Here is a 14,230-nt window from a genome sequence, read left to right on the forward strand (position 1 = left end):
AAGCCCTTCTCCTTCTACACAACGTGAATTGCAATTGAATGTGAAAACAAGAAACAACTGTTCATCCAATTTACAACCACCGCCACCGGTTATGACGATCCATTTTCAGTTATCAGGAATCTTGTGAGCATTGTTTTCCGCCACTACTCACAATACAAATATAACATGCTAATTCCAAAACAACCGGCACATTTACTGCCAAAAAGCGGTCATGACTCTGCCACTTATTTTAATTCGCTAATAAACTTTATTTTCCTAAACGACCTCACTGCAACAGCCATAAAGAATAGATTGAATTTTTATTTAGTTATTATGCTTGATCTGATTGTAGAACGTGTAATGGAGGCGGAATAATCCATCCTTTTTTCTTATTCAAACGAAGTAATATAGCTCCAGCTTGTGCTTTTTTCATATGAAATTGACCAAACATCATTCCAACATCTTCTCGAAGAGATTGTCCCATAGCTTGACTACATGCTACCAAACCTGCTGCAAGACCTGCCGAAACCGTTGCTGCAATTTCTGCATCATTTATACGTGCACCAGGAGGAATCGTTTCAATAGATGCAACTGGTCTTTCTGGAGGTGCTGGTGGTAATGCAACACCATTCAATTTTAAGATATTTTTTAATTCTTCAACTTCTGATTGGATATCATTCTCTACAAGGTTTTCTAAAAATTTCTTTAAATCCTCGTCTCCTGTGTGGTTAATAAGAACTTGATATCCAGCAATTGCGCCTTGTGCCGCTGTAAGATAACTCCAAATCCCAAAGACTTCTCCGTAGTGCATTGGTTCATTTTGTGGATTTCCACTTAAAATACCCATAAAAATATTCCTCCTTAAAGAAATTAGACTTTTAGCAACAATACTTACTATAGAAAAAATTTTCCCAACCATGCTCTGGATTAAAGAAAATAAGTTCTTATAACTCATAAGGAACACCTTACCCAAATATAGTAATTACCTCTCATAGAATGTACCGTCACCAAAAATTTATTCTTACAAAGAATAAATTCATTTCAATTAACTTAATCCATTATTATTAAGTAATTTTAATAATAAAAATTAAAGATATTTATCATAATTTCAATTCAAATGGTTTTATATATTTTCAACCGAATATTGTCTAAAGGAACTGGAGACATTACTAAATACGAAAGGAGGGAAAAACATGAAGAAAAAACTTTCATCTATTTTAGGTGCACTATTACTAACTATTATGGTTTTTGGTACAAGCGTCCATGCTGAATACGATGGATATAATACGAATAGAGTTAACAATAATAATATTACAACTCGAGTTAATGACTATAACACGAATAGAGTTAATGACTATAACATGAATCGAGTTAATGACTATAACATGAATCGAGTTAATAATGATGTGAGAACTCGAAATGTAAATACGACAAATGATTTAAATGCTAATCGTAATAAAAGTAATAATTGGACTTGGCTTGGTTTATTGGGACTACTAGGATTATTTGGTCTTAGAAAAAAAGACAATGATCCAGAAAGACGTTAATGTAGAACATTGTCTTTAATTTTAAAAGATATTTATTTTTTAAAATCAATAACAATTGTGATTTGAACCATAATTTTGCCGCTTGGGCAGGCTTATGGTTCTTTCGTTTTGTGGCGATCCTCCTATAACCTCAATGTTTGCCTATACTGTCCAAGACTGTCTCACCTATTGCTTGTTAAGAACAGGAGGTAATTTCTATGACTGTCAAAATATATGTAAACCACATCCACAGTAAAGAGTGTATCCTATGGAGGACTGTCCCCTTTGAGCCCCTCAATCCTTGAAGGGCTCCCACGCTAGTTAATCAAATCAAATAATCTCTTTGCTTCGCTAAATCCGTTTTGATTGACCAACATCCTTTTTTCCTATAACAGGGTTTTTGCTACTACACCAAGTACTCCTGTTAACAATCCGCTTATGATTAATCGTAAAATCCATGTAGTATTTGCACTAATTTTATCTAATTGTTTATTAATAGTTAAAACATCCTTTTCAGCTACTAGTATTCTTGTTTCTAAATTTTTCATATCATTTTGTATAGCTTTTAAATCTAGTTTCATTTGATTAAAATCTTTTTCTAGTTCCTCCAATTTTGTCATATAACATATTTCTCCTTTTAAATTTAATTTCAACACCTTATATGTATATGATAATTAAAGGATAATGATACAAAGAGAGGTCCCAAATCTATTAGGATTGCACCACCTGCCCATCAAGCTACATTAATAAAAAACACGGCGACTTTATGCTTTATATTTAAACTTCTGGCAAGTTTATAAGTAAAAAAGATTTATGGCAATATTATGGTTCAAATCACAACAATCAAAAAAAACAGATTCAGTTAATCGGAAACAATGAATTTCTTAACTTAAAAGTAATAGAGCATTACATCTGTTTGACGAGCTACGCTCCTTTTTTATGCCTTTTCTTCACTTACCCATATCTTATATTCTGTGTAACTGAGCCAAACGCTACAGCCCTTGCTATTCATAGTTTTATAACACTTTCTCTTTTGAGTTACACAGTAAGAAAATTATGCGTAACTGTATAAATTAAAAAGAAAAAACAATGCTTAGATTTTAAATCTACTCATTGCTTTATCCATTGCATCTTGGTTTACTCCTATATAACGCAGTGTTACCTTTTCAGATGAGTGATTGAATATCTCCATAAGTAATGCTATGTTCTTCGTTTGCATGTACATATGGTAGCCATACGTTTTTCTTAATGTATGTGTCCCTATTTCATCTAGGCCGAAATCTGCTGCAGCTCCACTTAATATCTTATATGCCATACTGCGACCAATCGGACGATTCTTCCCCTGTCTACTTTGTAATAGGTACTCATCATCTTCTCTATTTTCATTGAACCATCTAAGCTCTCTCTTTAGTGCTGCTGTAATCTGTATACGTTTCTGCTTGCCTGTCTTCATTTCACGCATTGAAATGTGACTACTTTTTAAATCTCCAACCTTTAGTTTTAAAATATCACTTATACGTAAACCTGTATTGATTCCCATTACAAACAAAATATAATTACGTTCACTCTTTTCTTTTAGATATTCCTTAATTTGTTGTATTTGTTCTGGATCACGAATAGGTTGAACAAAGTTCATTATTCATCACCTCCAGGTTGTTCAGTCTCGTATATTTCCAATCTAAGAGCAAAAGCAAGCTTATAGAAAGCTCTAGCTTTAACACGTCGATAAGTACGCTCGCTCATCCCGATTTCGTTATAAATCATATAATCACATACATCTTCATCTTCTAAATAACGCTTAATGATGATGTCTCTTTGATTCTTTCCTGCCGTTCCATTTCCAAAACGATTTAATGCCTGGTCAATACGAAAAGACATTTTCTCAAGCCATTCTTCTCGTTCACTTTGCTGTATATTCTCCATAGCAACATCTTCTAACGGCTTTCCAACATCGTATGTAGGACCATGATACCTAACTTCATAAGAAGGAGTGATTTTCATTTCTTTACGAATCATTCCAAACTGTCTATATATACGTACACTTTCGAGAACACCTTCTAGTTTCTCTTGTGTTGCTGTTCTATCGATTTTTGGTAAGAAAGATAATTGTTTAGTCATGTAAGACCACTCCTTTTTATTTTTAATTACTTTTGTCTTAACGCTCCACGTCTACGCTCATATCTCGGTCCATGAATTCCCATTAAATCTTCAATGTCACGAGTCGTTAGTTTCTCTTTTCGCTTTCTCTTATGCTTCTTTTTTGCTTGCTTAGATTGTTTTTTCCATTCACGTAATTGATCTTTTAATACCTTCATTCCCCACATCCCCTTTCAAAAATAAAAAGGACACCATTTCTTAAAACAGCTTGATTGCTGCTCTAAAAATTGGTGTCCTCTAGTTTTCTAGCCGGACTGTATTCAGTTTCTTTTCACTTTAAAATACCAGCCTGTACAAAAATGTTTCTCCAAGCATTTTTAACCCTATATTTTTCAAATGATTTCGCACGTCGAGCAATAGCTTTCCTAGTTTTCTTTTTCTTTAATTTAGACATTTCTCTTAACCTCACTTTCTATTCAAAGGATTATTTTGTTCAAGATTACTTATCTTTTAACCCACATTGCTGCATAGCTTCTTTTCTAATTTTGGTAGCTAACTTTCTATCCTCATCGCTTAAATGTGCAAAGTTGGTGGATCGGATGTAGTAAAACCATTCGTATATTTGAAGTAATTCGTTTTGATTTAATTTCATTTCCCCCTATCCCCCCTGTATAAAACCCAATATTCCGTCAATACTGTAGATACATGGTTATCTTTCTCTGTTTTCCTTATATGAGCAGTTAGTTTTTGCTAGCTGCTTTTTATTATGAATAACTAGCTATTTCAGTTTCGGTTTCCTTCATCTCAACCTTTACTTCAATAAGGATAAATCCTAATACTTCTGCGCAATATGCCGCTGATGCTTTTGACTTGAATTTTTTTGCAAACCTTTTTTCACCCGACACTGTAATTACATCGAATGGGGCTTGCATATCATCATGCGTCGTCTCTGCATCACTTACCCATAATCTCCCTTTTCTAACAAGATAATAATCGTTCACACTAATTCCCCTTTTCTACAAAATGAAATTTTTATTACATTCACTTCCGTATAACATTTCCAATTCGGTTTATACTATAACTGTAACTTTAAAGTTACAATTCCTAGCTTGTAAGGCCTAATGTTCTTTTGTACAACAAGCGGTTAGCTTATTAAGCTGGCTGCTTTGTTGTGCAAATTGAAGTTTTTATTTAATTTATGAATAAAGTTATAAAAACCTGATCATACTACTCATGAGTTATTTCAGATATAGCTTAATCTTCAAAAAATAAATAAGGTTCAATCACAAGACAGTTAGCTTTTGCTAGCTGTTTTGCTGTGTCAAGTGAGGTTTTTATTATACTTTTCACACTAAAACAAGTGATACATATATTGAATTAGTGACCGCAACTCAATGATTTCCATAAAAGAGCCTCCGACCAGTAGACGGAGCTCTTTTTACTTTTAAAGCTGGCTACCAAATAGCGTTTTTGTTAAAATTCTTTTCACATTTTTACTGAACAAGCATATGTTATTGCATGGGATTAGCTACTCATAAAAATAACCTTAATTATCTAAGAGCATGCTTATATGTGTGCTCTTTTTCTTTCTATGAAATAACGATTTCATTTAAAATTTGCACATATCCTAGAAACATACATAAGATAAATTGCTGCTACGTTTTTACTTCTCAATATGATTTGAATCTTAGTCAAAGAGCGCTTTCCCGAGCGCTCTTTTTCTGTTTAAATTACGAATAAGCTTTTTTACATTACACATACTATCTGCGAGTCAGCTTCCCAGAGCTACACTCTTTCAAAACGGAGCGCTACCCTCCAAACTGTTTAGTAACATGGCAGGTAACCTAGTCAATTACCTGCCATTTTTACGTATAAGCTCAAATTTTTTTTTATAAAATAAGGATTTTGTTTAGTTATCATTTGACTAATCATATTTAATTTTTTTTAACATACCTTAATATTAACCAGGAATTACACTACCCCTCAGTAGATCTATAGTTCCTGTAATTGAGCCTATGGCTCTGATTAGAACCTGTTATAAACAACAGGTTCTATTTATTGTCATTCTTCATCTTCGTCAAATAACTATTTTGTTAAATTTTTTCACATTTAAACCGGACAAGCATATGTTATTGTATGGAGACCCTCCAGGCATAGGAATCTACCTTTCTAATCTAAGAGCATTGTTATCTACGTGCTCTTAGATTTTTTACTATGAAATAACATTCTTATAAAAGTTTTCACCTTTAGATAAGACAAGCATATATTATTGATATGGAAGCTTTTCACTTATAGGAATCTCATTACAAAGAGCACTTTGAAAAGGTGCTCTCTTTTCACCCTTCATGAGAAAATACATATATTAATATCGGCTGCACATGTATTCAGCTTACAAATTAGGCCTTGTGAGTTGTCACCTTTTTAAGGAGCAGAGCGCATTTAAACATGTGCTCTTTTTATTCAATTTTGATTACACGATTATGCAAAAGAAACATAAAGTATATGGTAATTCAATACTCATAAAACCTATCTTTCTAAGAGCCTACTCATTTGTACGCTCTTTTTTTCTTTTTCAATTAACGCTTTGGTTAAAATTTAATTGCTTTATTTCTCCCAGCCAGCCTTATAAATCTCACCTGTTTCAATGTTCTGCAGCTGACGGTACTTTTCTGTATCAATAACACGTAGTCCGTAGGGCTCTAACATTTCTGAGTTTTCTTCGTTATTTTGATTTCCTGAGAAAATCATTTCGCCTGATTCAATCTCATACAAATCAAATTCGTAATTCCAAGCAAAGTAGATCGCTTCTACAACGTTTTCTTTTGGGATGGCATAAAAACACCCTTCGTCCCAATCCCACATTTTAAATTTGTGATTATTACCCAAACGAACCATCTCCTTTTTATACAAAATTCAAATTTTAAAAGAATGCTAGTTGCCCACTAGGTCTTTCTAACAATGAAACAAATTCCTGCTCTGGTGTTACTTTAATTTCTTCTTGTTCTGTTGCTAATTCCTCAAAATTAGCAAACCAATGTATCGGAAAACATCCGCATAATTTTTTACGTTCACGATCATGCCAGAAGAAACAATGATTACCTTCAGGCTTTATAATGTAATCCTTAAGCGGTTTATTTTTATAACCTTTTGTTCGCCAAATCAATTGTGCTCTATACAATAAACTTTTATCTAATTTAGGTGCATTATCTTGCGGTTCTGGTGCCCAAACCTCTTTTTCCACCACTTGAAATCTCTCTGCCGGGTAACATCCAAAATGTGCTTCTTTACGATCAAATTTGCTGACAAAGTAATGATTAGGCTTTGCTGGGAATAAAAAATATTCTTCATTTATTCCCAGTAGCGCTGAATGGTCTACATCTATGCATATACCTTTCATTGCTTAATACCCGTTATTCTGGCGTTGATGGTTTACTTCATTCTTCTTGCAATAGCCTTGTTCAATTTCTTCAAATGTGAATCCTAATTTCTTACCTAATCCTAAGAAGGAATATAGTAACTCTTCATACAGCTCCATATCTTGAGTTGCGCGAAATTCCGATACCGCTTCATATACATTGTTAAATTGATTGACTAACGTACTTGCACTAAATACATTTGCTTTATGATCAAACAATTTCACACTATATTCTTCAGGATTAAACCCAATACCATTCCCTAATGAAGCTATAAAGTGCAACCCGTCTACATATTCCATTAGGATGACTTCTTTTTCACTAGGACCTTTATTACTCCAATGCTTAAAGCATCTTGTTTCATTTGCAAGTTCTCCAATTTCAACCTGTAAAGCAAGGATCATATTGTAAAATAAATTTTGTCCTTCCAATCCATGTTCCTTAACGATTCTTGTATCTAACGCCTTTTGCATTCCGAATATTTTAGTTAAATTCATTTTGATTTCCCCTTCCTATTTAGCAAATTCCTAATCCTATCGGACGATTGTCAATTAAGTACTTATCAGCCTGATCTATTACAAGAAGCGCGACTTCCGCTTGGTGTCTCCTTAACGCTTTTGCCATCTTCGGTAAGCTCATACCTTTACTCCACATTTCACGAAAACGTACTACATCTCTTTCATCCCAAATGAAGTTAGCTTCTTCTAAAGCGATGTATATCTTTAACCTTGATTCCTTCATCGCTTCATGATTTATTGCCACACTCATAAGCGAACCCACCTTCTAAAAATGATTATTTTATCTTTTCAGTAAACTTAGTATCCACTCGATCCACTTTACCGTTAACCCATACAGCGACTTGCTCACCGAATCCACTGATTGGCGGATTAACTGCCGTAACATTCCCGTCCTTGACTATATAAAGTTTGTTGCTGCTAACATCAATTTCCATTTTTTTCATATGTCCATCTCCCTTTTACTACCGCATGTACTCGACAACATCAGGTTTGAATCCACTTCCTAAGTAAATTCGTACCGGAATTATTTCTTTTTTATCCCTTGCTGCCTTACACAATTCTTCAGCTGTATCCCAATTGAAAAACTTATCTACGGCTCTTTGAAATCTCCATATTGCCATTACATATTGTTCAAAGATGTCATAACGATCATCTTGTTTAGTTGTGCGTGGTAACTCATCCGTACACTTTGCATTCTTTGGAACTTGGACGCGTACATCAGCGTATGTATTGCGTCCAGTTCCTTTCTTAACATTGGCTTTCATTACATCAAACTCACAAATTGCTGGCTCTACATCGAAAATATTTAATTGCTTAGGCATGAGCCTTCTCACTCTTTTGAAGAATGTCCAACAATTCCCTTACGCCTTCCTTGCTCAAAAACATTCGACCGCCCAGTAATTCCATGTTTGATTCAGAAACTTCACCCGTTACAAAGCATGACTTTTCTTGTTTTCTTAAAACGATGTTTTCCCCTTCAACATGAAAGTCTAATGCTGTACCTTCAGCAATCCCCAAAGTTCTGCGTAACTCTACTGGAATTACTACACGCCCTAGCTCGTCCACTTTTCTTGCAACACCTGTGTTTTTCATCACTTGCTCCCCCTTGTTAACTAACTTTTTGTTGTTTATTACGTTGTAACTCTTGTTTCATTGATTCGAATTTTATTAACCATGCTTGCCAACGCTTATCATTTTCTGCTTGCTGTTGCTTAGCTACTTCACAATTACAACCGTTCGTTTCAATTACACCCGGATAAGTTTCTTTACGAATGATTCCTGTATTACGGCATAATACACACATGCTTATTCCTCCTTTTTGAAATTGCGTAATCTATAATTATCACCATGCATTTCTAACATTTCAGCGTTTTCCATCATCCGACTAAAATCACGTTCTCCATACATTCCTGCTAATTCACCGATTGTAAAATTGGTAGTAAATAACGTGCTTTTACCTATACGGCTATCTACGATTTCGTTTGTCTTCGTTTGCTTCCATGTAACGCCTTCTTTATCTTTCTCTGTGAATTCCGCTCCAAAGTCATCGATAATCAAGACATCAACTTTTGCTAGAAGGGACATAAGCTTGTCCTCTGTCATTTCACTGTTTTTATTCCAAGTTGATTTGATTTTAGTAAATAGCTTATTCATTTGAATAAACATTGCACTGTGACCCTTTTTCATAAGTTCTTTAGTGGCTGCCACACACAAATGACTTTTTCCTACTCCGTAATCACCTGTAATAATCATGCTTGTTGGTTCTTCTTTATTGAATGAAGTAACAAAATTCATAATCATTTCTTTCGCATCAGCCAATTCCTTTTTAGGTGGTACATAATTTTCAAATGTGGCTTTTTTGAGTTTGTCATTTATTAAACTGTTATCTGCAAATGAATCATATAAATGAATGATCTCATTTTTCTTTTTTATAGCTAGTGTCTCTATAGCCAATTTCTGATCTTCTTTTTCTACCAATCTACATTGAGGACAAAATTCCTCATTTGTTTCTATATCTATCAACATGCGTTTACTGCAAACGTCTTTAAATTTTTCTTTCCCTACTAAAAAGACATTCGTGCATCTATTAGGAGATAATACATATCTTTGACTAGCGTTTCTTGAAGTCGTATTTGTCGATGAAGCTACTATCTTTTTGATTGCTTGCATTAATTGGTCCTCCTTTAAATGTTCCTTTTCGTTGTACAGGTTTTTCATTTAAATAACTTTCGAATTTAGTTCCAAATAATGTGATAGGTCTCAAATAGCCCCTCATTTCTGTATTATCAATCCATTGTGAAGTCTTGATTTCAATTACCTGTTGGAAATGAGTTAATCCGAACCCTTCTTTCCATCTCGCTTTAATTAGATCCTGTGTTTTTTTAGATGTATGTTTATAATTGGTATTTGCGTTCATATTGAGGTAATCCATAATCTCTTGATACGGAATAGATTGAGCGTTGTCCTGAGATTTTTCAGGACTATTTTCTTCTTTTATATCTTTATCTATATCTTTATCTAAATCTTTATCTATGTCCGTTACGCCATCGTTACATGTAACGTTACAACTAAGTGTTTGTTGTTTTTTTCTTTCTCGGTGTGCGGCTACACGTTTTCTAGTGTCTTCCTTAATCTTTTCTAAACGATCTAGATTTTGATGGGTTCCCCAATTAATGACATTGATGTAATGATTATCGTCAATATCAATCATCCCGAATTTTTGAAATACATTTAGTGCCATTCGAACTGTATTTAGGGGTCTATTAAAAAGTGTTGCTAGCATATCTTCCGTATATGGGATATTTTCGTTTAAAAAAATATACCCACTTGCATTTGTTTTACCAGCTTGAGCTAACATCTTAATCCAAATGATTAATAATGTATCAGCTTCAGGCATGCTCTCAATTAGACGGATTTTTTCATCCTCAAACATTGTTGTTGAAAGTTTAATCCACTTCACTTTTACTTCAGACATAGTCCTTTCCTCCTTATACAAACTGCTACATATGCTTGTCCATTTTTTATAATTCGTTGAATTTCATAATGTGGATACCCAACACTGAAATATTGTTCAATCATTTGTTTTAATTCATCTTTGCTATTTGCTAAGTCCCAGAACTTATTAGGTAATAGCACTTGATATTCAATTAAATCCATGTACTATTTCCCTACTTCCCGTGGTATACTTATAACAACTTATTTTTTTCAAAAGGACCCATTGCCGTGGGTCTTTTATTTTGTTCTACGTCACTCCAAGCCCATTGTTTAATTGGTTCATAAGTAATGTAAAGTAACCATACGCTGAATACGATAAACATTGCGAATACAACTAACGATGTTGTATCTTCCACTAAATCACCTCCTTTTGTGTTTCAAGCCATGCTTCCAAATCCTTTTGCAGAAAAAGTAGTTTGCGGCCTTCCCTAATCACTGGAAATTGCGGGTGATTCGCTTATTCATACATTCTGCAAACTGCGATGTTGAGATAAGCAGCTGCCTCCTTCACTCGCATTACTTTGTTTGGTTGTGATTGTTGTTGGAATTCAGCGAGCGCTAATCTAATTTCTTCCCTCACAACCTCACGAATAATTTCTTTTAACGATTCTTCTAAGTTCATAAATACACCCCTACATCATTTCTGTATTTTCTGCTTGCTGTTCAATCCACTCATAAAATTTATGAGTAATGATCATCCACCGTTTCCCTTCCCTAAATGCCGGGAATCCATCAGTTTTAACAATTTCATACATTCTGTTCTTACCGACACCCAGAATCTCCATCGCTTCTTCTAATGTAAGTAACGGCTTTTGATTAACGACTTTTGACTGCTGATTTTGAAGAAGTTCTATTAATGGTTGAATCGCTTTTGTTACTGCTTGTTGGATTTGTTCTTCGATGGTCATTCATTCACCTCATTTCTTGAATATATGGCTTTTCACAGTCTAAGTTTTGTATCAATTCCAACAACTCCTGGACTGCATCTTCTTTTTTATAATTTGGATCATTGTCTAACGCGTAGGTAATATCCATTAATTTCATTTGAAGATGTATAATGCGATACCATTCTTGGAATTGATTCATAAAGTTAGCTCCCCTTTCATAGATAAGTGTTAATTTACAAATTTGTTTTCCATCTCTTTTATAACGGATTCCGTTAGTTTATCATCAAAAAAAATACATATTGGTACATTTAAAGCGCCCGATATTTTCTTTAACCTTTCTACATCTAAACGAACATCTTTGTTTACAATATGTCTATACCCTTGAAGAGATAGGCCAGTTTTATTCGCTATAAAAGTCTTAGTAACCCTTCTTGCCTTTCGAATCTTTTCTACATTTTCTATAACTAATATCTTAAACACCACCTTAAATAACGTTTTCCGTTATATTTAATATACTAACGTTTTCCGTTATAGTCAATTTCTTTTTTTATTATTTTCTCAAATTCCGTTAGTTATGTATCGAAATCCGTTAATTTTAGTTAAAATTAATGTATTGGTGTGTTACTAACTAACTTATACAGTTATTCATATACAAAGCATAGAGAGGTGAACTATCTTGAAAAACGGAATTGGAGAAAGAATTCGTGAGGGAAGAAAACGAATAAATAAGACTCAAAAAGAATTAGCTATTCACATGAAAGTATCACCTCAAGTAATTTCCAACTGGGAAAGAGAGTACACATATCCTGATCCTGATGACATAGTTGTTTTATCAGGCATTTTAGGTTGTTCAACACATTTTATAATTACTGGTGAGGAAGAAGAGATACCAACTTTTTCAGCAAATGAAAAGCACTATGATTCCCTTAATGAAATTTCTAGGCACGTTAAACAACTTGGCATAAACGACATGGGATTCTTCGAAATAGAAAAGTGGAAGAACCTTTCTCCAGAGGATGTTGAAATGATTAAACGTCATTTCGATATGGTGGTAGAATTAGCGGAGAAACGTAGAAAATAGGATATATAAATGGAAGTTTTAATGAATTTTATACTAATCAATAAAAGCCCACTTCACGGGCTTTTATTTTTACAGTAAAATAAGAACAAACGTTCCTATTTTTAACAACGAGGTGAACTACTTGAATTTTTCATACCAAACTACTCTACTAGAAGATTGGATTACGGCGTTTTATCAAAATCTCGATATACGAACACCAAGTGATTTATGTATTGATAAAATCGCACATAAATGCAATATCATACTTTTGAAAGAAAATATCAATTCATATTACATAGCGAACGACCTTATAAAGATGATTGTTCTCGATGCCCGTCTCCCTATAGAAAAACAACGAGAAATCTTTTTCCATGAATTATGTCATATCATGCGACATGTTGGTATACAAGGAATAATGCCCCGTGCTTTTCGTGAGTTGCAAGAATGGGATGCGGTACGTTTTACCAAATATGCAGCTATCCCCTTCCATATGCTAAAATATATTAATCCTACAAAGGATACTATGGTCGCTGATATGTCTGAAGTGTTTCAAGTTACTCCTGAATTATGTAAACAGCGTCTTACACAAATTCAAATGAAAATACAAATCAAGGAGTGTTTAACATGAAAGGACATATTCGAAAAAGAGGTTCAAAGTGGGCAATAATAATAGACATTGGCCCTGATCCAGAGACAGGGAAACGAAGACAGAAATGGTTTTCTGGATATAAAACGAAAAAAGAAGCACAAGCCGACATGGCTAAAAGAATCGTAGAAATAGAAGAAGGCTCATATATTGAGCCCACAAAAATGAGAGTACGTGAGTTTTTCCTTCAATACCTTGAAGCGAGGAAGATAAATCTTCGAGAAACCACACACTACAACTATCGAAAACATATAAACAATCATATTATACCAAAACTCGGAAACATTCCAATTCAAAAGTTAAAAGGTGTAGATCTTGAAAAGTTCTATGGTGATTTATCAGAATCTATGAAACCTGTCACAGTTCGCAGTATTCATCAAATTGTTAGAACGGCTCTTGCCTACGCTGTACGACATGAGATTGTAAAAAGAAATGTCGCTGACGTAATTAGCCCCCCCACAGCTGGTGCCGATGCCAAAACGGTAAATACATGGACTGAAGAAGAAGTACTTCGATTTCTTGATTACGCAAAAGAAAGCCGCTATTACATTGCTTATTTACTTGCTATCACTTGTGGCATGCGTAAAGGTGAAATCTTAGGGCTCCAATGGAAGGATATTTATTTTGACAGACGTACCTTATCTGTTAATCGTTCCCTCTCGCATATAACCAAAGAGTTTCATGAGCCTAAAACATCTTCAGGAAAAAGATTAATTGTTTTACCTGAAATTACTCTGCTGGCTCTTCAAGAACATCTTCAGAAGATAAATGAAGAAAAAGAACGGTATGGCGATGGATATAATAATTATGATTTAGTTTGCCCAACCTATAATGGTAACCCCTGCAATTTCAGAAGTTTGACACAGCTCTGGAAAAAGCTTATAAAGAAAAGTGAGGTTCCTGATATTCGATTCCACGATCTAAGGCATACTCATGCAACATTAATGTTGAAACAAGGTATTCACCCGAAGATTGTTAGTGAACGATTAGGACATAAAAGAGTAGGTATCACATTGGACACCTACTCACATGTTGTACCAGGCCTACAAGAAAAAGCAGTCGAAGATTTTGCAAACAATCTATTTCAAAAACACTAATGTTTGCAAAATG

At 34.2% G+C, this 14,230-nt stretch carries 27 protein-coding genes and 1 pseudogene; 4 read left to right on the forward strand and 24 right to left on the reverse strand.

The window, feature by feature from the left end:
• Positions 1–310: 310 nt before the first annotated feature.
• Positions 311–826, reverse strand: a complete 516-nt coding sequence (locus SJY24_RS18945; RefSeq protein WP_088009814.1) for a DUF3231 family protein — start codon at positions 824–826, stop codon at positions 311–313.
• A gap of 346 nt (positions 827–1,172) precedes the next feature.
• Here SJY24_RS18945 and SJY24_RS18950 point away from each other — a divergent pair, with 346 nt between their 5' ends.
• The gene (locus SJY24_RS18950; RefSeq protein WP_088009815.1) at positions 1,173–1,526 is read left to right on the forward strand and encodes a WGxxGxxG family protein; all 354 of its coding nucleotides are present in this window, start codon (positions 1,173–1,175) and stop codon (positions 1,524–1,526) included.
• Between the two features lie 365 nt (positions 1,527–1,891).
• Here the strand turns inward: SJY24_RS18950 and SJY24_RS18955 are convergent, their stop codons facing one another.
• The 23 genes and pseudogenes from SJY24_RS18955 to SJY24_RS19065 all read right to left on the reverse strand — a co-directional run bounded on the left by SJY24_RS18955 (position 1,892) and on the right by SJY24_RS19065 (position 11,897).
• Entirely contained in the window at positions 1,892–2,125 is a 234-nt protein-coding gene (locus tag SJY24_RS18955; protein WP_088009816.1) for a hemolysin XhlA family protein, read from the reverse strand.
• A 473-nt stretch (positions 2,126–2,598) separates the two neighbouring features.
• Positions 2,599–3,141 (reverse strand): site-specific integrase, encoded by a 543-nt coding sequence (locus tag SJY24_RS18960; protein ID WP_002088115.1) that lies wholly within the window; start codon positions 3,139–3,141, stop codon positions 2,599–2,601.
• Complete coding sequence (locus SJY24_RS18965) at positions 3,141–3,623, reverse strand: ArpU family phage packaging/lysis transcriptional regulator (protein WP_098388283.1); 483 nt, start codon at positions 3,621–3,623, stop codon at positions 3,141–3,143. Before SJY24_RS18965 ends, SJY24_RS18960 begins: the two co-directional genes overlap by 1 nt.
• 26 nt (positions 3,624–3,649) lie before the next feature.
• On the reverse strand, positions 3,650–3,820 hold the full coding sequence (locus SJY24_RS18970) for a hypothetical protein (protein ID WP_088009818.1): 171 nt from the start codon (positions 3,818–3,820) through the stop codon (positions 3,650–3,652).
• A 113-nt stretch (positions 3,821–3,933) separates the two neighbouring features.
• Positions 3,934–4,056 carry a DUF3983 domain-containing protein gene (locus SJY24_RS18975; protein ID WP_002010097.1) on the reverse strand — a complete coding sequence of 41 codons (123 nt, stop codon included), beginning with the start codon at positions 4,054–4,056 and terminating at the stop codon, positions 3,934–3,936.
• Between the two features lie 45 nt (positions 4,057–4,101).
• Positions 4,102–4,254 carry a hypothetical protein gene (locus tag SJY24_RS18980; protein ID WP_179884723.1) on the reverse strand — a complete coding sequence of 51 codons (153 nt, stop codon included), beginning with the start codon at positions 4,252–4,254 and terminating at the stop codon, positions 4,102–4,104.
• Positions 4,255–4,366: 112 nt separating this feature from the next.
• Positions 4,367–4,603: a hypothetical protein gene (locus SJY24_RS18985; RefSeq protein WP_088009819.1), complete on the reverse strand. Its 237-nt coding sequence runs from the start codon at positions 4,601–4,603 to the stop codon at positions 4,367–4,369.
• A 1,603-nt stretch (positions 4,604–6,206) separates the two neighbouring features.
• Positions 6,207–6,497 (reverse strand): hypothetical protein, encoded by a 291-nt coding sequence (locus SJY24_RS18990; RefSeq protein WP_257149337.1) that lies wholly within the window; start codon positions 6,495–6,497, stop codon positions 6,207–6,209.
• A gap of 25 nt (positions 6,498–6,522) precedes the next feature.
• Positions 6,523–6,999 (reverse strand): hypothetical protein, encoded by a 477-nt coding sequence (locus SJY24_RS18995; RefSeq protein WP_088009821.1) that lies wholly within the window; start codon positions 6,997–6,999, stop codon positions 6,523–6,525.
• Positions 7,000–7,002: 3 nt separating this feature from the next.
• The gene (locus SJY24_RS19000) at positions 7,003–7,512 is read right to left on the reverse strand and encodes a dUTP diphosphatase (protein ID WP_016129321.1); all 510 of its coding nucleotides are present in this window, start codon (positions 7,510–7,512) and stop codon (positions 7,003–7,005) included.
• Between the two features lie 19 nt (positions 7,513–7,531).
• Positions 7,532–7,783 (reverse strand): hypothetical protein, encoded by a 252-nt coding sequence (locus SJY24_RS19005; protein WP_016129320.1) that lies wholly within the window; start codon positions 7,781–7,783, stop codon positions 7,532–7,534.
• A gap of 25 nt (positions 7,784–7,808) precedes the next feature.
• Entirely contained in the window at positions 7,809–7,976 is a 168-nt protein-coding gene (locus tag SJY24_RS19010; RefSeq protein WP_016079313.1) for a DUF3954 domain-containing protein, read from the reverse strand.
• Between the two features lie 18 nt (positions 7,977–7,994).
• Positions 7,995–8,354: a hypothetical protein gene (locus tag SJY24_RS19015; RefSeq protein ID WP_016079312.1), complete on the reverse strand. Its 360-nt coding sequence runs from the start codon at positions 8,352–8,354 to the stop codon at positions 7,995–7,997.
• A complete protein-coding gene (locus SJY24_RS19020) occupies positions 8,347–8,625 on the reverse strand; it encodes an AbrB/MazE/SpoVT family DNA-binding domain-containing protein (protein ID WP_016079311.1) in 279 nt (92 codons plus the stop codon). The genes SJY24_RS19015 and SJY24_RS19020 overlap by 8 nt, the downstream gene beginning before the upstream one ends.
• Positions 8,626–8,641: 16 nt before the next feature.
• Positions 8,642–8,836: a hypothetical protein gene (locus SJY24_RS19025; protein WP_016079310.1), complete on the reverse strand. Its 195-nt coding sequence runs from the start codon at positions 8,834–8,836 to the stop codon at positions 8,642–8,644.
• A gap of 2 nt (positions 8,837–8,838) precedes the next feature.
• Positions 8,839–9,702 carry an ATP-binding protein gene (locus SJY24_RS19030; protein ID WP_016079309.1) on the reverse strand — a complete coding sequence of 288 codons (864 nt, stop codon included), beginning with the start codon at positions 9,700–9,702 and terminating at the stop codon, positions 8,839–8,841.
• Complete coding sequence (locus SJY24_RS19035) at positions 9,644–10,507, reverse strand: phage replisome organizer N-terminal domain-containing protein (protein ID WP_016079308.1); 864 nt, start codon at positions 10,505–10,507, stop codon at positions 9,644–9,646. Before SJY24_RS19035 ends, SJY24_RS19030 begins: the two co-directional genes overlap by 59 nt.
• Positions 10,495–10,689, reverse strand: a complete 195-nt coding sequence (locus SJY24_RS19040) for a hypothetical protein (RefSeq protein WP_016079307.1) — start codon at positions 10,687–10,689, stop codon at positions 10,495–10,497. Before SJY24_RS19040 ends, SJY24_RS19035 begins: the two co-directional genes overlap by 13 nt.
• A gap of 29 nt (positions 10,690–10,718) precedes the next feature.
• On the reverse strand, positions 10,719–10,883 hold the full coding sequence (locus tag SJY24_RS19045; protein WP_016079306.1) for a hypothetical protein: 165 nt from the start codon (positions 10,881–10,883) through the stop codon (positions 10,719–10,721).
• Positions 10,883–11,149, reverse strand: a pseudogene (locus SJY24_RS19050) (helix-turn-helix domain-containing protein). The gene SJY24_RS19045 and the pseudogene SJY24_RS19050 overlap by 1 nt, the downstream one beginning before the upstream one ends.
• Positions 11,150–11,159: 10 nt before the next feature.
• Entirely contained in the window at positions 11,160–11,435 is a 276-nt protein-coding gene (locus tag SJY24_RS19055; protein ID WP_016079304.1) for a helix-turn-helix domain-containing protein, read from the reverse strand.
• A gap of 4 nt (positions 11,436–11,439) precedes the next feature.
• On the reverse strand, positions 11,440–11,613 hold the full coding sequence (locus tag SJY24_RS19060) for a hypothetical protein (protein ID WP_016079303.1): 174 nt from the start codon (positions 11,611–11,613) through the stop codon (positions 11,440–11,442).
• 29 nt (positions 11,614–11,642) lie between these two features.
• The gene (locus tag SJY24_RS19065; protein WP_016079302.1) at positions 11,643–11,897 is read right to left on the reverse strand and encodes a helix-turn-helix domain-containing protein; all 255 of its coding nucleotides are present in this window, start codon (positions 11,895–11,897) and stop codon (positions 11,643–11,645) included.
• 193 nt (positions 11,898–12,090) lie between these two features.
• Between SJY24_RS19065 and SJY24_RS19070 the strand changes: the two genes are divergently transcribed.
• The 3 genes from SJY24_RS19070 to SJY24_RS19080 all read left to right on the forward strand — a co-directional run bounded on the left by SJY24_RS19070 (position 12,091) and on the right by SJY24_RS19080 (position 14,217).
• Positions 12,091–12,495: a helix-turn-helix domain-containing protein gene (locus tag SJY24_RS19070; RefSeq protein ID WP_016079301.1), complete on the forward strand. Its 405-nt coding sequence runs from the start codon at positions 12,091–12,093 to the stop codon at positions 12,493–12,495.
• A gap of 112 nt (positions 12,496–12,607) precedes the next feature.
• Positions 12,608–13,102, forward strand: coding sequence for an ImmA/IrrE family metallo-endopeptidase (locus SJY24_RS19075; RefSeq protein ID WP_229165419.1), 495 nt, complete (start codon positions 12,608–12,610; stop codon positions 13,100–13,102).
• On the forward strand, positions 13,099–14,217 hold the full coding sequence (locus SJY24_RS19080) for a site-specific integrase (protein WP_016079299.1): 1,119 nt from the start codon (positions 13,099–13,101) through the stop codon (positions 14,215–14,217). The genes SJY24_RS19075 and SJY24_RS19080 overlap by 4 nt, the downstream gene beginning before the upstream one ends.
• Positions 14,218–14,230 lie beyond the last annotated feature (13 nt).

Source organism: Bacillus sp. R86525, from assembly GCF_042466195.1.
GTDB classification, from domain to species: domain Bacteria; phylum Bacillota; class Bacilli; order Bacillales; family Bacillaceae_G; genus Bacillus_A; species Bacillus_A nitratireducens.

Excerpts from the sequence above, each read along its gene's own strand:
- SJY24_RS18945 (WP_088009814.1), bottom strand. The coding sequence starts at position 826 with ATGGGTATTTTAAGTGGAAATCCACAAAATGAACCAATGCACTACGGA.
- SJY24_RS18950 (WP_088009815.1), top strand. The coding sequence starts at position 1,173 with ATGAAGAAAAAACTTTCATCTATTTTAGGTGCACTATTACTAACTATT.
- SJY24_RS18955 (WP_088009816.1), bottom strand. The coding sequence starts at position 2,125 with ATGACAAAATTGGAGGAACTAGAAAAAGATTTTAATCAAATGAAACTA.
- SJY24_RS18960 (WP_002088115.1), bottom strand. The coding sequence starts at position 3,141 with ATGAACTTTGTTCAACCTATTCGTGATCCAGAACAAATACAACAAATT.
- SJY24_RS18965 (WP_098388283.1), bottom strand. The coding sequence starts at position 3,623 with ATGACTAAACAATTATCTTTCTTACCAAAAATCGATAGAACAGCAACA.
- SJY24_RS18970 (WP_088009818.1), bottom strand. The coding sequence starts at position 3,820 with ATGAAGGTATTAAAAGATCAATTACGTGAATGGAAAAAACAATCTAAG.
- SJY24_RS18975 (WP_002010097.1), bottom strand. The coding sequence starts at position 4,056 with ATGTCTAAATTAAAGAAAAAGAAAACTAGGAAAGCTATTGCTCGACGT.
- SJY24_RS18980 (WP_179884723.1), bottom strand. The coding sequence starts at position 4,254 with ATGAAATTAAATCAAAACGAATTACTTCAAATATACGAATGGTTTTAC.
- SJY24_RS18990 (WP_257149337.1), bottom strand. The coding sequence starts at position 6,497 with ATGGTTCGTTTGGGTAATAATCACAAATTTAAAATGTGGGATTGGGAC.
- SJY24_RS18995 (WP_088009821.1), bottom strand. The coding sequence starts at position 6,999 with ATGAAAGGTATATGCATAGATGTAGACCATTCAGCGCTACTGGGAATA.
- SJY24_RS19000 (WP_016129321.1), bottom strand. The coding sequence starts at position 7,512 with ATGAATTTAACTAAAATATTCGGAATGCAAAAGGCGTTAGATACAAGA.
- SJY24_RS19005 (WP_016129320.1), bottom strand. The coding sequence starts at position 7,783 with ATGAGTGTGGCAATAAATCATGAAGCGATGAAGGAATCAAGGTTAAAG.
- SJY24_RS19010 (WP_016079313.1), bottom strand. The coding sequence starts at position 7,976 with ATGAAAAAAATGGAAATTGATGTTAGCAGCAACAAACTTTATATAGTC.
- SJY24_RS19015 (WP_016079312.1), bottom strand. The coding sequence starts at position 8,354 with ATGCCTAAGCAATTAAATATTTTCGATGTAGAGCCAGCAATTTGTGAG.
- SJY24_RS19020 (WP_016079311.1), bottom strand. The coding sequence starts at position 8,625 with ATGAAAAACACAGGTGTTGCAAGAAAAGTGGACGAGCTAGGGCGTGTA.
- SJY24_RS19025 (WP_016079310.1), bottom strand. The coding sequence starts at position 8,836 with ATGTGTGTATTATGCCGTAATACAGGAATCATTCGTAAAGAAACTTAT.
- SJY24_RS19030 (WP_016079309.1), bottom strand. The coding sequence starts at position 9,702 with ATGCAAGCAATCAAAAAGATAGTAGCTTCATCGACAAATACGACTTCA.
- SJY24_RS19035 (WP_016079308.1), bottom strand. The coding sequence starts at position 10,507 with ATGTCTGAAGTAAAAGTGAAGTGGATTAAACTTTCAACAACAATGTTT.
- SJY24_RS19040 (WP_016079307.1), bottom strand. The coding sequence starts at position 10,689 with ATGGATTTAATTGAATATCAAGTGCTATTACCTAATAAGTTCTGGGAC.
- SJY24_RS19055 (WP_016079304.1), bottom strand. The coding sequence starts at position 11,435 with ATGACCATCGAAGAACAAATCCAACAAGCAGTAACAAAAGCGATTCAA.
- SJY24_RS19060 (WP_016079303.1), bottom strand. The coding sequence starts at position 11,613 with ATGAATCAATTCCAAGAATGGTATCGCATTATACATCTTCAAATGAAA.
- SJY24_RS19080 (WP_016079299.1), top strand. The coding sequence starts at position 13,099 with ATGAAAGGACATATTCGAAAAAGAGGTTCAAAGTGGGCAATAATAATA.